Below are 11,820 nucleotides of genomic sequence, written 5' to 3' on the forward strand. Positions count from 1 at the left end.
TGTGTGTTTTTATGTGGTTGGCTGTTCCTTTCTGTCCGTGGGCGCGTACTGCCGGCCCCCCCCCCCCCCCGCCCGGCCCCGGGGGGGGGGGGCCCCCCCACCCCCCCCGCCCCCCACGACCGGGGCGCGTCGCACTCGCCCGGCAACCACCCGCGCAACGCTTCTACGGGGCGGCCTCGTGGACGACGGTGGTGGTGGGGCCCTCCTCGGCGAGCCCGAGGAGGGCCTGGCGCTCGTTCTCGTCGACGGCCAGGTCCCATTGGAGCTTGGTGGCCGACCCACGTCGCGGCGTAGGCGTAGTGGTGGGAGCCGTCCGAGGACAGCCACCCGGCCGGATCCTTGTCGCTCTTGGACCGGTTGGAAGCGGCGGAGACCGCGATCAGGGTGTCCGGGCTGCTTTGGTCGTTCGCGTACGCCTCCCGCCGCGCCGCCGACCACGGCACCTGCTCAGAGGTGAACACCGCGGCGAGGGGGACGAAGTGCCGCGGGTTCATGTTGAACCGGAGGCGCGCGCCGCGGGCGTCGATCGTTTCTCCCCGTTCAGCCGCCCCGCCCACGTCGTCGGATGCCCGCTCCCCGAGCCTGCTCAGGTCCTCGGACGCCCGCGCGTGAGGCGGCGGCTGTCCGACACTCGTGGGCCGGTGCCCGGTCGCGACCGCGCGGGACAGGCGCGACGTCCTGGGCGTGACGGTGGTGCGCCCCGACCTGGTGGCGGGGATCAGCGCCGACCCCGATCCGTCGACCACGGCGGAGTGTTCCGCCACCCCGTGCGGTTCACCCGGCTGCGCCTGGACGCGACCCCGCAGGACATCCCCCGGTTCGGAGAGGGCCCCGCTGCGGCGGGCGGCTGAGAGCCGGGGGAGGGCGGCACATGCGGGCCCACTCGCAGGCTCCGCTGTGGTTTGCCGGCCGGCGAGGGTCGGATGGTTTGCACGTGGCGTGGTGCTGACGTGGTGTGTTTCTCCACTGCCCATGGGGTGGCCGCGTTGTGCAGACTGCCGAGCATGTCTGATCTCCCTTCGCCCGCGATGGCTGTTGTGTCGGCAGTTGCCGGCCACGATGTCGCCACCGCCCTGAGCAGGTACTCGGTCGCCGGTTGGTGGAGCAAGTGAACGGCGTGGTCGATGTGCCGCCGGACAAGGGCCCGGCCGCTGCCGCGCGGCTGGGGTCGGCTCCGTCGGTGTTCGGGGCCGGCGCGATGGTCGGCGTGCTCGGCGGCATGATCGGACTGGGCGGCGCGGAGTTCCGGTTGCCGCTGCTCATCAGCGTGTTCGGCTTCGCGGCCCTGTCCGCGGTGATCCTGAACAAGGCGATGAGCCTGGTCGTCGTGGCCACCGCCCTGCCCGCCCGACTTGCCGCGGTCTCCTTCACCGATCTCGGAGCGCACTGGGCGATCGCGGTCAACCTGTTGGCCGGCAGCCTCCTGGGCGCGTGGGCAGGGGCCTCGTGGGCGGTACGGATGCGCTCCGCAACCCTCTACAAGGTCCTCGCCGTCCTCATGGTGGGCATGGCCGCCGCCCTGGTCCTCACCCACGCCACCGCCGTCGGATCCCTCGACCTGCCGGGACCGGTGCAGGTGGTGGCCGGCGTGGTCGCCGGGTTCGGGATCGGCGCGATCGCCGCCATCATGGGCGTCGCCGGTGGGGAGCTGCTGATCCCCACGATCGTGCTGCTCTTCGGCGCGGACATCAAACTCGCCGGGAGTCTGTCTCTCCTGGTGTCCCTCCCGACCATGCTCGTCGCGTTCGCCCGCTACAGCCGCGACGGCAGCTTCGCCGTCCTCGGCGCCAACATCCGCTTCGCCGCTCTCATGGCCGGCGGCTCGATCACCGGGGCACTCCTGGGCGGACTGCTCCTGGGCGTGGTCCCGGACCTGGTCCTGATTCCCGCCCTCGCGGTGATTTTGCTGGTCTCGGCGGTCAAGGTCGCCCGGCACGGCTGAAGCCATCAGGGCCGGTCGGGCCCGGCCGTGGTCTCCGCTCCCACGGGCGGACCGGGGCAAGGGTTTGGCCTCGCCCCGGCCGGGTGTGGGTACGCGCCGGTGCTCTCGGCCAGGACTTGTCCGGCCGATCATGTGACCGCTTCATGTCCGGGTCGTTGATGTGGACATGGGAGCGTCCGTTCCAGCAGGTCCAGCCCGCAGCGGACGCGGCGGGTGAGATCGACTGGGACGTGTCGGTCGACTCCACCATCGTGCGGGCGCATCAGCACGCGGCAGGCACCCGGGCAGACCCACCGCCGCCCCCGCCTCCCAGGGGGCGGAAGTCCCAGAACACCAGGACGAAACCCCGTGGCAAAGCCTGCACGCCCGCCTGGTGGAGGTGGTGCGGGAGGTGAGGGTCTGGGCCGCTCGCGCTACTTCTCCGTGGCACTGAGCCGACAACGTGCTCCTCACTGCCCCTGTCGTCGAGGATCTGCACCCTCACAACAGCGATCGAACCCCCGCTCTGAGGGGCGGAGAACGGGATCGATCTCTGCCAGGCCTTCGTGCAGCCGACGGGCCCCCCGGGCAACACGATCGTCGGTGTCGCCCGACATCTCCTCGCAGAGCCGTAGCGCCTCGTCCAGGTCGTCCGAGAAGATACTGAAGACATCGACGATCGCGGTGTGGATGTGATCGGCGTGGTTGTCGTTGGCGACTGCCAGTGCGGACGCGACGATCGTCAGTCCGACCCTGTCCTTTCGCCGAAGCAAGCCCTCCGCGGTCCGCCGGGTGACGAAGGTGTCCTGATCGAGCACAAGCCCCAGCAGTGGCTCCACGGCCTCTGGCGTCTCGGCGAACCCTGCCAGGCCGTGACCGGCATCCGCCCGGTCACGCCAGTCATCGCTTCGCCCGAGTTCGCCAAGCGTCACGACGACCGCACGCCGCAGGTCACTGGCCACGGATTCGCCCGCCCCCTTCCCACGATTCCGGTCGAAATATCACCGAGGCGCCCTACCGGAGGATCGCCAGGACAGGTCCTAGCCGAGGCGGCTCCGCCGGCAGGAGCGGCGGGAGCGTCCGGCACGGGATCCGCCAGGAAGGCCGGAGGGGTCACCACGGGACCTGCCGGTAGTCCTTCAGGAGGATGCCGTGCACGGGCGCTCCGGCCTGCCCCCGCACGATCGGGTGGTAGACGCGGGCGGCGCCGTCCACGACGTCCAGCGGCGGGCGCCAGCCGGTGGCGGCGTGCCGGCTCCGGGCGGGCAGGGGCTTCTCGTCCGTGACCCACCCCGTGTCCACGCTGCAGGTGTGGATGCCGCGGGTGGCCAGCTCGGCCGCGCTGGTGCGGGTGAGCATGTTCAGCGCGGCCTTGGCCATGTTGGTGTGCGGATGGTCGCCCGTCTTCCTGTGGACGGTGAACCGGCCCTCGACCGCCGAGACGTTGATGAGGTAGCGGTTGGGGTGAGGGGAGGAGTCCAGCAGGGGCAGCAGACGATCGGCGAGCAGGAACGGCGCGACGGCGTTGACCAGTTGGACCTCCAGCAGCTCCGCCGGGTCGATCTGCCCCAGACGCAGCGTCCAGGAGTTGGTCGCGGTCGTCTCGGGCAGCAGGCCGGCCTCGTCCACTCCCTCCCGCGACAGCGGGACGGCCGGCGGGGCGTCCGCCGTGCGCACGGTATCGGCCGGGGCGCGGGGCGCCGGGACCCGTGGGGCGAGCTCCGCCGTCCATGGCAGGGGCGCGGTGCGCGGGCCGGGTACGGAGAACTCCGGAGCGGTCCAGATCCGTGGCGCGCCGAGGGACGCCCGGGCCGGCGTGGTTTCGCCGCCGGCCAGCGCGGCGTACGCCTGCGGGGAGCGGCGCAGGGTCTGCGCCGCGTTGTTGATCAGGATGTCCAGGGGCAGTCCCTGGGCCAGCACGTGGTCCGTGAAGGCGAGGACCTGCCGGGGATCGCGCAGGTCCAGCACGGCGATCCGTAGCCGCGACCACCACTGCGAGGCGTCGGGGACGGACGCGAACCGGCGCACCGTGTCCTGGGGGAAACGGCTGGTCACCGTCAGCTCGGCGCCGTCCCGCAGGAGCATCAGCGCGACCTGGAAACCGATCTTGACGCGGCCGCCGGTCAGCAGCGCGCGCCGGCCGGTGAGGTCGGTGCGGTTCGTACGGTGGGCGAAGTTCTCACCAGCGCATTCGGGACACAGCAAGTGGTAGAAGTCGTGGACGTGCAGGTAGTGGTTCTTGCAGACGTAGCAGCGCAGGGGACGGTTGAGCAGTCGTTCCGGACCATCACCGTCCGGCAACCGGCGCTGCGCGGACGGCCCCGGGCGGAGCGGAACGTCTTCGGGGACCGTCGGACCTCGCCCCGGCGGGGCCGGCGCGGGCAGAGCGGCGTCCATGACGCGGTCGCGGGCACCCATCGCGGTGGTGGCGAGCAACTCCGCGTCGGCTGCGGCCCGCGCGGCGCGCGCCTCGGCGCGACGCCTGAGTCGACCGTCGCGGAGGAGATCCCCGGCGGCCCGTTCCAACGACCGGCGCTGGGCATCGTCCACGGGTAGTTGCCGTGCCTGCTGGAGCATGTCCAGGCAGATCTGTATGCGTTCACTGTCCACGGGGTGCCTTAGGTGTAATGGATCGTGCGCGGCTCCCCGACCCGTCCGGTGGCGTCCATCGCGCGTGGACGACCGGGGCGCGCACGGTGAGGGCGAGCCGGACGCCGCCGGTGGGTAAGGCGCGCTCATGACGGACGCGTAGCACGGGCGCCGCGTCCGGAGGTGGTGATCAGAATAGGCCGCGGGCCGGACGGCCGGGCACCATTTTCGGCCCGGACCCCGCGCCCGGCGAACACCCCCGGGCGGAGCCCTCCACTCGGGGCGTGCCCTCTGAAAATGGGAGATTCCCGAATCGGACAGCGAACGTCTGTTTCGCGCCGGTTGGGGATGATCCGGGTGTCGGTCTGTCCCGTGGGTGTTGTGCTGGAGGGGCTGCGCCCGCCGGGGCGAGCGTCGGACAGCGTCAACAGGGGGTCTTCAGCCATGGCTTCTCTGCACTACGACATACTCACCGATCCGGCTCCGCTCCAGGTGCCGGTCGCGGGCGAGGAACGCCAAGGATCGGTCCACGTCGTCGTCTCGAACCCGACCATGGACGAGGTCATCTGATACTCCATCGAGATACGGGTGCCCTGTGGCCAGGGGGCCGGAGACCTGACGGCGAACCCGAAGACGATCACCGCGCGGATGGAGCGGAACACCGCGACGAGGCAGGGGGAGGAACCCCACCTCGCCTGGGACGACAACACGGGCGTCCTCACCGTGACCGCCCGGCCGAACGCGCTGTTCCAGGAAGCCGGTTCCATGGTCCTGGTTCTGGACGGCTTCCCCGTCTCCGGCGCGGCGGGACTCGTGCTGCTGCGGGTGACGGAGCGGGCGGCGAACGGCGCCAGGGTGCAGAAGAACCCGGTGACCCTGAGCCTGCTGAAGCAACTGCCCAAGGTCCCGCGCAACTTTCGCGCCCAGCAGTCCCTGGTGGTCGGCGGCCAGGACGTCGTCCTGCTGTGGGACGGGTCCGACACCCTCACCTACCGGATCCAGGGCCCGGAAGGCCAACCGGAGACCGTCGCACCGACACAGGGCGCAACCGGCTGGCAGTGGTCGCCGCCCGCGGGCCGGGAGCCCAAGAGGGACGCCACCTACACCCTGATCGCCACCTCCCCGGGCGGACAACAGGCCGGGTACTTCCTCACCACCACGGTCCACCTGCGCAGCCCCGAGTTCGAGGGCGTAACCGCCACCGCCGGCATCCACAGTCCTTGGATCGAGGGCACGACCGACAGGGGCAGGATCGTCCTCACCGCGCAGGGCGCCCGGATCCGCGACGCCGCCGAGGACCTCGGCACCCTCACCGCGGCCAAGGCCGACGTCGACACCGTCACCGCGACGTGGGTCCGGGGACGTGAGAGCGACGCCGGGTGGATCGGTTTCCCGTCCGACGGGATCAGGGTCGGCCGCAGCGGCGGAGGCGACCTGGGAACCGTCACGGCCGACAGGATCAGCGTGACCGGCGTCAACACCCAGTGGGTGGGGGACCGGGACTCGGGCAAGGGATGGGTCGAGTTCCCGCAGTCGGGAGTGAACGTCCGCAAGGACGGAAAGCAGGACTGGGGAACCGTCGCCGCCGACCTGGCGGACCTGAACGGAATCAACACGAAGTGGGTGCAGGGCCGCACGGCCACCGACGGATGGATCGAGTTCCCGGCCTCCGGGATGAACGTGTTCCAGGGCGCCGGAAGCCGCCAGTGGGGGACCGTCGCGGCCGACAAGGCGGACCTGAACGACCTGGTCACCCACCGGGCCCAGGTCAAGGAACGTCTCACCCTCCAGGGCGGGCTGAGCGTCGACAACGTGCTGGAGACGCAGGACGGACCGCCGCGGCTGATCGTCCGCGGCCGCCTGGAGGCCGAGGGCGAGGTGGCGGCCGGTGACACCGTCACCGTCGACGGGGACCTCACCACCCTCGGCATGCTGCGCGTCGAGGGCGAGTCCCGCCTCCAGGGGAAGGTGAACGCCGGAGCACACCTTTCGGTCCGCAACTCAGGCGACTGGATCATGCACACGAACGACGGGAAGGTGGCGATCAACGGAGACCTGCGCGTCCACGGGGCATTCCGCTCCGATTCCTGACCGGATCACCGGCCGGACCGCACACCACCCGGCAGGTGTGCGGTCCGGCCGGGCGTTGCGCCGCGCGGGGGTATCCCCGCAGGGCGTCGGCGAAATCGCCCAAGACGCAGGCCCTGACGGCCGCAGGCGTGTAGATCCCGCTGCTCCGAAGACGGCCTTGCCTCAGCTACCGGTTTCCAGTCCGTGACCAGCCGCGGCGCGGTCGGCCTGCCACTGCAGCGGGAAGGCGTGCCCACGGTCCGTGCCGGCCAGGAGCAGGCGGTCGGGGCCGGGGTGAGCTGTCATCCCTTTGTCACCGGCCCGCACTCCTTGTCCTGCACGGTTCGACCGCCGCGGTCCGGGTTGGTGTGACCAACGCATGGCTGGCGTCTGCCGTGCCGTGGCAACCGGATGACGGGAGAGCGGCCGCTTCTCGCAGCGGGCCCCCCGGCTGGTGTGCGCAGGTCACACGTTGGTGTCCGATGTGGGGGCGAGGAGGAGGTCGTGGCAGTTTTCGCGGAGGAGGCGTTCGTGTCCGGGGGTGAAGTAGGTACGCCAGGAGCCGATGGCGAGTGAGTCGTACGCGGCGTCTGCAGCCGGGGCCGGTACGGGGATGGATACCGCGGGTTCCGGGTGTCCGGTGGCGTGCCGCAGCCGGGCAAGGGCACTTTCACGGGCCTCGGGGCTGCCGCCAAGGGCGGGGCCTGCGAGGTCTTCGTGCGTGACGACGTGGACTGCCGGGTGGTGGAGCATCCACCGGCAGCGGCGGGCGTCGCGAATGCCGGGGAAGTCGGGGTCGCTCAGGGCGAGGGCGACCCTGGCGTCCATGTCGGGGAGCGCTCGGAGGATGCCCTGGTAGACGAGGTCTTCGGGCTGGCTGCCGATCCGGTCGGTCGGCTGCATCAGGTACTCGATGTGGCTGATGATGCGGTCGCGTACGTCACGGTGGTGGAAGACGAGCGGGGGCCCGCCGCCCGTGGACCACACGCGCAGGACGTCGGCGTCGGCTCGACCGAGGTCGAGGCTGTTGACGTACCAGCAGCCCCGGCCCGGCAGGAGGCGGACCAAGTCGGTGCCCGGCACCCGCAGCAGCCTTTCCTCCAGCGCGGCATCGACCGGCGAGGCGAGGGTGACCGGCTGCCCCAACAGCCGCCACCACACCCGCCACAAGGCATGCACCGTGGTGTCGAAGGACTCCGCGAGCTCTTCACGGCCACCGCGCAGAAGCTCTGCCGCACGGCCTGCGCCGTGCGCGGCTTCGAGGAGGGGGTAGACCTCGCCCGCGCCAACAGGTTCGCCGCTGACTGGCTGGGTTGCGCTCATCGTTCCGTACGGGGTGTAGCCGAGGGCTTCGATGGCTTCGGCGAGCAGCGGCGTGCCGCTGCCGCGCAGGGACACGGCGATCAACTGCTGTTCAGGCATGCGGGATCTCCTCCAAAATCCGGGTCTGCGCCGGCGGGGCGCCGAGGAGCAGGTCTTCGTAGACGTGGTGGACCCGGCTGTGGGTGCGGTGGTACAGGAGTTCGGCCGCGCGGTGGGGGTCGCCTGCGTCGACGAGGGCCCGGGCCAGGGTGTCCTGGACGATCTCCCGCTCCACCCGTACTCCGCCGAGCACCTCGATCTCCTGCTCCAGCCGGGCCAGGAGATCGACCGCGGCCTGCGGTCGGCCTGCCGTGAGATGCGCGAGCGCCCGCACCACGGGCGCCAGTACCCGGACGAACTCGGACCGCTCGTCGCAGGCTGCCCGCTCGGCAAGTGCCTCCAGGTCGTCCGTGGCGGCTTCGACAGCGAGTGCGAGGGCGAGGTTGAAGGTGTGGAACACCTCCGCCATGCCGCCCGGGGCCGCGAGCAGCTCCCGTACGTGCTCCACCTCGGTGCGCCGGGCGGGCACCTGACCGGCCAGCAGCAGCCGCCAGTTCGTCGCCGCCCGCATGCCGACGTCCGCCCGGTCCAGAACCCGGTCGGCCCGTCGGCGGGCGCACGCGAAGTCACCGGCGGCGAGCGACTGGAGTGTGGCGTGCCAGTTCAGATGCCGGAACTGCACCGCCTGCGGGTCGGCGGACAGCCACTCGTCGATGAACGCCACCGACCTCGGCCCGGCACCCATCTCGTGCTCGGCATGAGCCCTCGCGTGCACGGCCAGCCCTGAGCGCGGATTGAGCTCCAGGGCACGCACCGCCAGATCGTAGGCCTCGCCGACGCGTCCCTGCTCCGTGCGTGTCCAGGCCAGCCGGCCGGCCCACACCCAGCTCCCCGGGCCGGCCAGCGAGTACTGCCGCTCCACCAAGGCATTCCCGCGCTCCCGATAAGCCCGAGACCCGCTGGCCGCGAAGGCATCCACCATCAGCGCAGCGGCCTCGTCCCCCGGCCAGGACGCGAGATGACCGGCCAGGTGATCGGCGGCCATGACGTACTGACGGTGCGTGAACAGGAAGACTCCGTGTACCAGGCTCACCGCCCGCTCCCCGCCCACCCGCGCATCCCGGTGGGCGCGCACCAGCTCCGCCCGCAGCTCCGCGTCGTCAAGCCCGTCGCTGGTCGCAAGCACCAGCAGCGCCCGCGCCACGCCGTAGTCCGGCTCGGCGGCCACCCACGCCCGGAGGGCGGGCAGGGCCCGTCCGCTGAGGGAGGCCATCTCCCACACTGCCGCCGTGCCGTGTGTTCCCGGCAGCGGCCCCATGTCAGTCCCGGGCCATGAAAACAGCAAAACAGACAATTCCGCTGTTCCCGCAGTGATTTCGCGGCAGAGTCAGCGGCAGCGCGGCGTAATTCCCGGACGCTGCCCCACTCGCAGCCGCCGTTCCACCCTCGGCCCGCGCACCACCCTGGTTCACGCACGTGTTCCCGAACACGGCGTTCCCGACCCCGACGATATTCGCCTGCGCCGCCCCGACAGGCACCAGCACCGCTCCAGCGGCCGTACCCACGACCAAGGCCTGACGGCCCGCCTTCTGCAAATCCACACCCGACACCACGACCACCACACGCCCTCTCGGTCCGACTCCCCGCACGCGCTTCCCTTGGCGTACGCCGGGATTCCCAGGGCATCAACGACTGCCCTCCGAGCGGGGCACCGCACACGAGAAGGGGCCTACGGCCGAACAACTGGGCCAGGGGCGGGCCGCCGCCGCGTCAGGCACAGGCAAGCGGAAGCGTTCCTTCCCTTGCTCTCAGCTGCTTTGGAGTAGAGGGAAGCCCCGGCACCTCACCCGTCCGAGAATCCGGAGAATCGCTTTCCCCACGCGGGAAGTAAGTGCCGAAGTCCACCCGATCGGCCGCCCCGGCGTATCACCTCCACCAGCTCAGAGGCCGTAGCCCCGACTTCGCCCGGCCGATGCGGCCTCTCCGCCCACGAGCCCCCCTGTGGAGGCGTGCAGGGCGCCGCCGCGGCCCTCGACAACGGCGGGTTGTTCCAGGTGCACGTCGTGCCCCGGAGAGCTTCAAGTCGCCCGTGTCCCCCTCGTGAAGGGCGACGCGTACGGGGATCAGCGGCGAGGAACGGGAATGGCTGGACGAGGTGCTCGCATGGGCCGTGCCACTCGAACGGGGCCGCGGCGCCTGCGCCGACTCCGTCACGACCTACCCGACGTGCGGGCCCCACGGCACCTCACCCGCGGCAGCCGCACACCCATGGCGCTGTGCGCGGACGCTGCACACGTGCTTCACCGTCACCGTCGTCGGGAGACCGGTCAGGAGGAGTGACAGCCCCACCGGGAGCAGTCCCGTCCACACCGTTGGCGAGACGTACGCGGTGCCGGACGTACCGTCCACCAGCCACGCACGGACGGGTTGCGAATCGATGTCGCCCTCGACGGAGACGTTGAACGACGCGCCGCCGCCGTCCGGGGTGAAGGCGCCCGAGCAGTGCCTTGACGTTCCCGCATTGGCCACTGTGTTGTCGTACGTCCGGCACTCGGCCTCGACCACGGTCCCGGGCCTGCCCCACAGCGCCGCCCGCAGCTCTTCGGTGAAGTTCGTCAGCACGACGTACGCCAGAAGCAACCCGACCAGACAGGCCAGCGCCAGCCACGGCGCGGGTCCGACCGGCTCCGGTTGCCCGTCCACAACGTCCACACCCTCGCTCATCCGCATCCTCGGATCGTCGACGGACCTCCATGGTGACCGAACCGAAGCACCCTAGGAAGCCCTCCAACGCCCCCACCCCCAAAGATGGTCACGACGGCACGGGCCGGGCGTTGACGGCGCGGTCAGTCGGCCGATCCGGGCGGTCCGGCCAGTGCCGTCCAGGTCCTCCTCCAGCGAGATCCCGGGCTTGGTGGGCGCGTTGCTCGATGAGCCGACGGAACCCGGCGAGCGCGTACCGCTCGCCGGTGGCCGCGGCCCGGGATTTCCGAGCGCGGACCACAGGCTGGTGCGAGGGCGAGGCTTCGGATCGCCGGCAGTTCCGCCGCCGTGCGTCCGGGCAGCCTGGCGTCGAGGTACTTCACGTCAGGGCGTAACGGCCGGCCGTTCGGCGGCGATGGCAGGTGCGGGTACGCACGGGCACCCACGGGCAGATGCCCGCCCGCCGTACCGTCGGGCACCGCGCCGCGGCCATCTGACCGTCCCTTGGTGAAACCGGGCCTTCTGGGTATCCGCACGGCAACCGGATGCCGTGCGAAGGAGAAGAAGAATCCCATGACGTCCTCCCTGATCGAAGCCGTCGACATCGAAGCCCCGGTCTCAGTGAGCTGGGCCCTGTGGCAGGACGTCGAGCGCTGGCCGTCCTTCCTCAGCCACGTCCACCACGTCGAGCGGATCGACGCGACCACCTTCGCCTGGCAGGTCTCCCTGCCCGGAGCGGACAAGCAGTTCGTGGCCGAACTCACCGAAGTGATCGCCGAAGAGCGCATCGCCTGGCGTACAACCCAGGGAGTGCACCACGCCGGCGTGGTCACCTTCCACCGCCTCAGCGAGACCCGGAGCCGGGTGACGCTTCAGATCGAGTACGACCCCAAGGGCTTCATCGAACATGTGGGTGCCCTCACCAACCTCGACTCGGTCCTGGCCAACTACGACCTGGGCCAATTTCAGGCCCTCGCCGAGCGCGACGCCGTCACTCTCCGATCTCTCACCGGAGAGTGACGACGAACCGCAAGGCCCTCCACTGGCCGGCCCCGCCGTTCGTGGACGTCAGCGCCTCGCGCGCTCCGTCCCCACCGACGACCTCGCGTCAGCACCGATCGGCCACCTCCCCGAGGAGCGCGTCGCCGGTCGGTGCCGACCCATGAGAGGGCGCA

The 11,820-nt window shown here is 71.1% G+C and carries 10 protein-coding genes; 4 read left to right on the forward strand and 6 right to left on the reverse strand.

What is annotated here, in order from left to right; translation table 11 throughout:
• Positions 1-1,108: 1,108 nt before the first annotated feature.
• On the forward strand, positions 1,109-1,942 hold the full coding sequence (locus tag ACFY0I_RS31100) for a sulfite exporter TauE/SafE family protein (RefSeq protein WP_388902010.1): 834 nt from the start codon (positions 1,109-1,111) through the stop codon (positions 1,940-1,942).
• A gap of 449 nt (positions 1,943-2,391) precedes the next feature.
• Here the strand turns inward: ACFY0I_RS31100 and ACFY0I_RS31105 are convergent, their stop codons facing one another.
• Both ACFY0I_RS31105 and ACFY0I_RS31110 read right to left on the reverse strand, forming a co-directional pair.
• Complete coding sequence (locus ACFY0I_RS31105; protein WP_388902012.1) at positions 2,392-2,883, reverse strand: hypothetical protein; 492 nt, start codon at positions 2,881-2,883, stop codon at positions 2,392-2,394.
• A gap of 151 nt (positions 2,884-3,034) precedes the next feature.
• Positions 3,035-4,531 carry an SDR family NAD(P)-dependent oxidoreductase gene (locus tag ACFY0I_RS31110; RefSeq protein WP_388902013.1) on the reverse strand — a complete coding sequence of 499 codons (1,497 nt, stop codon included), beginning with the start codon at positions 4,529-4,531 and terminating at the stop codon, positions 3,035-3,037.
• A 423-nt stretch (positions 4,532-4,954) separates the two neighbouring features.
• Between ACFY0I_RS31110 and ACFY0I_RS31115 the strand changes: the two genes are divergently transcribed.
• Together ACFY0I_RS31115 and ACFY0I_RS31120 are read left to right on the forward strand one after the other, a co-directional pair.
• Complete coding sequence (locus tag ACFY0I_RS31115) at positions 4,955-5,080, forward strand: hypothetical protein (protein WP_388902015.1); 126 nt, start codon at positions 4,955-4,957, stop codon at positions 5,078-5,080.
• 78 nt (positions 5,081-5,158) lie between these two features.
• Positions 5,159-6,601, forward strand: coding sequence for a hypothetical protein (locus tag ACFY0I_RS31120; RefSeq protein ID WP_388902016.1), 1,443 nt, complete (start codon positions 5,159-5,161; stop codon positions 6,599-6,601).
• A gap of 444 nt (positions 6,602-7,045) precedes the next feature.
• On the opposite strand, the gene ACFY0I_RS31125 is transcribed toward ACFY0I_RS31120, so the two are convergent.
• From ACFY0I_RS31125 to ACFY0I_RS31140, 4 genes are all read right to left on the reverse strand, one after another.
• Positions 7,046-8,002: a hypothetical protein gene (locus tag ACFY0I_RS31125; RefSeq protein ID WP_388902017.1), complete on the reverse strand. Its 957-nt coding sequence runs from the start codon at positions 8,000-8,002 to the stop codon at positions 7,046-7,048.
• Entirely contained in the window at positions 7,995-9,215 is a 1,221-nt protein-coding gene (locus ACFY0I_RS31130; RefSeq protein WP_388902019.1) for a hypothetical protein, read from the reverse strand. The genes ACFY0I_RS31125 and ACFY0I_RS31130 overlap by 8 nt, the downstream gene beginning before the upstream one ends.
• Before the next feature lie 46 nt (positions 9,216-9,261).
• Positions 9,262-9,591, reverse strand: a complete 330-nt coding sequence (locus tag ACFY0I_RS31135) for a chaplin family protein (protein ID WP_388902021.1) — start codon at positions 9,589-9,591, stop codon at positions 9,262-9,264.
• A 568-nt stretch (positions 9,592-10,159) separates the two neighbouring features.
• The gene (locus ACFY0I_RS31140) at positions 10,160-10,666 is read right to left on the reverse strand and encodes a hypothetical protein (RefSeq protein ID WP_388902023.1); all 507 of its coding nucleotides are present in this window, start codon (positions 10,664-10,666) and stop codon (positions 10,160-10,162) included.
• 552 nt (positions 10,667-11,218) lie between these two features.
• Between ACFY0I_RS31140 and ACFY0I_RS31145 the strand changes: the two genes are divergently transcribed.
• Positions 11,219-11,665 carry an SRPBCC family protein gene (locus ACFY0I_RS31145; protein WP_388902024.1) on the forward strand — a complete coding sequence of 149 codons (447 nt, stop codon included), beginning with the start codon at positions 11,219-11,221 and terminating at the stop codon, positions 11,663-11,665.
• Positions 11,666-11,820 lie beyond the last annotated feature (155 nt).

Origin of the sequence: Streptomyces sp. NPDC001568 (assembly GCF_042893755.1) — a bacterium.
In the GTDB taxonomy this organism is placed as follows: domain Bacteria; phylum Actinomycetota; class Actinomycetes; order Streptomycetales; family Streptomycetaceae; genus Streptomyces.

Excerpts from the sequence above, each read along its gene's own strand:
- ACFY0I_RS31115 (WP_388902015.1), top strand. The coding sequence starts at position 4,955 with ATGGCTTCTCTGCACTACGACATACTCACCGATCCGGCTCCGCTCCAG.
- ACFY0I_RS31120 (WP_388902016.1), top strand. The coding sequence starts at position 5,159 with ATGGAGCGGAACACCGCGACGAGGCAGGGGGAGGAACCCCACCTCGCC.
- ACFY0I_RS31125 (WP_388902017.1), bottom strand. The coding sequence starts at position 8,002 with ATGCCTGAACAGCAGTTGATCGCCGTGTCCCTGCGCGGCAGCGGCACG.
- ACFY0I_RS31130 (WP_388902019.1), bottom strand. The coding sequence starts at position 9,215 with ATGGCCTCCCTCAGCGGACGGGCCCTGCCCGCCCTCCGGGCGTGGGTG.
- ACFY0I_RS31140 (WP_388902023.1), bottom strand. The coding sequence starts at position 10,666 with ATGAGCGAGGGTGTGGACGTTGTGGACGGGCAACCGGAGCCGGTCGGA.
- ACFY0I_RS31145 (WP_388902024.1), top strand. The coding sequence starts at position 11,219 with ATGACGTCCTCCCTGATCGAAGCCGTCGACATCGAAGCCCCGGTCTCA.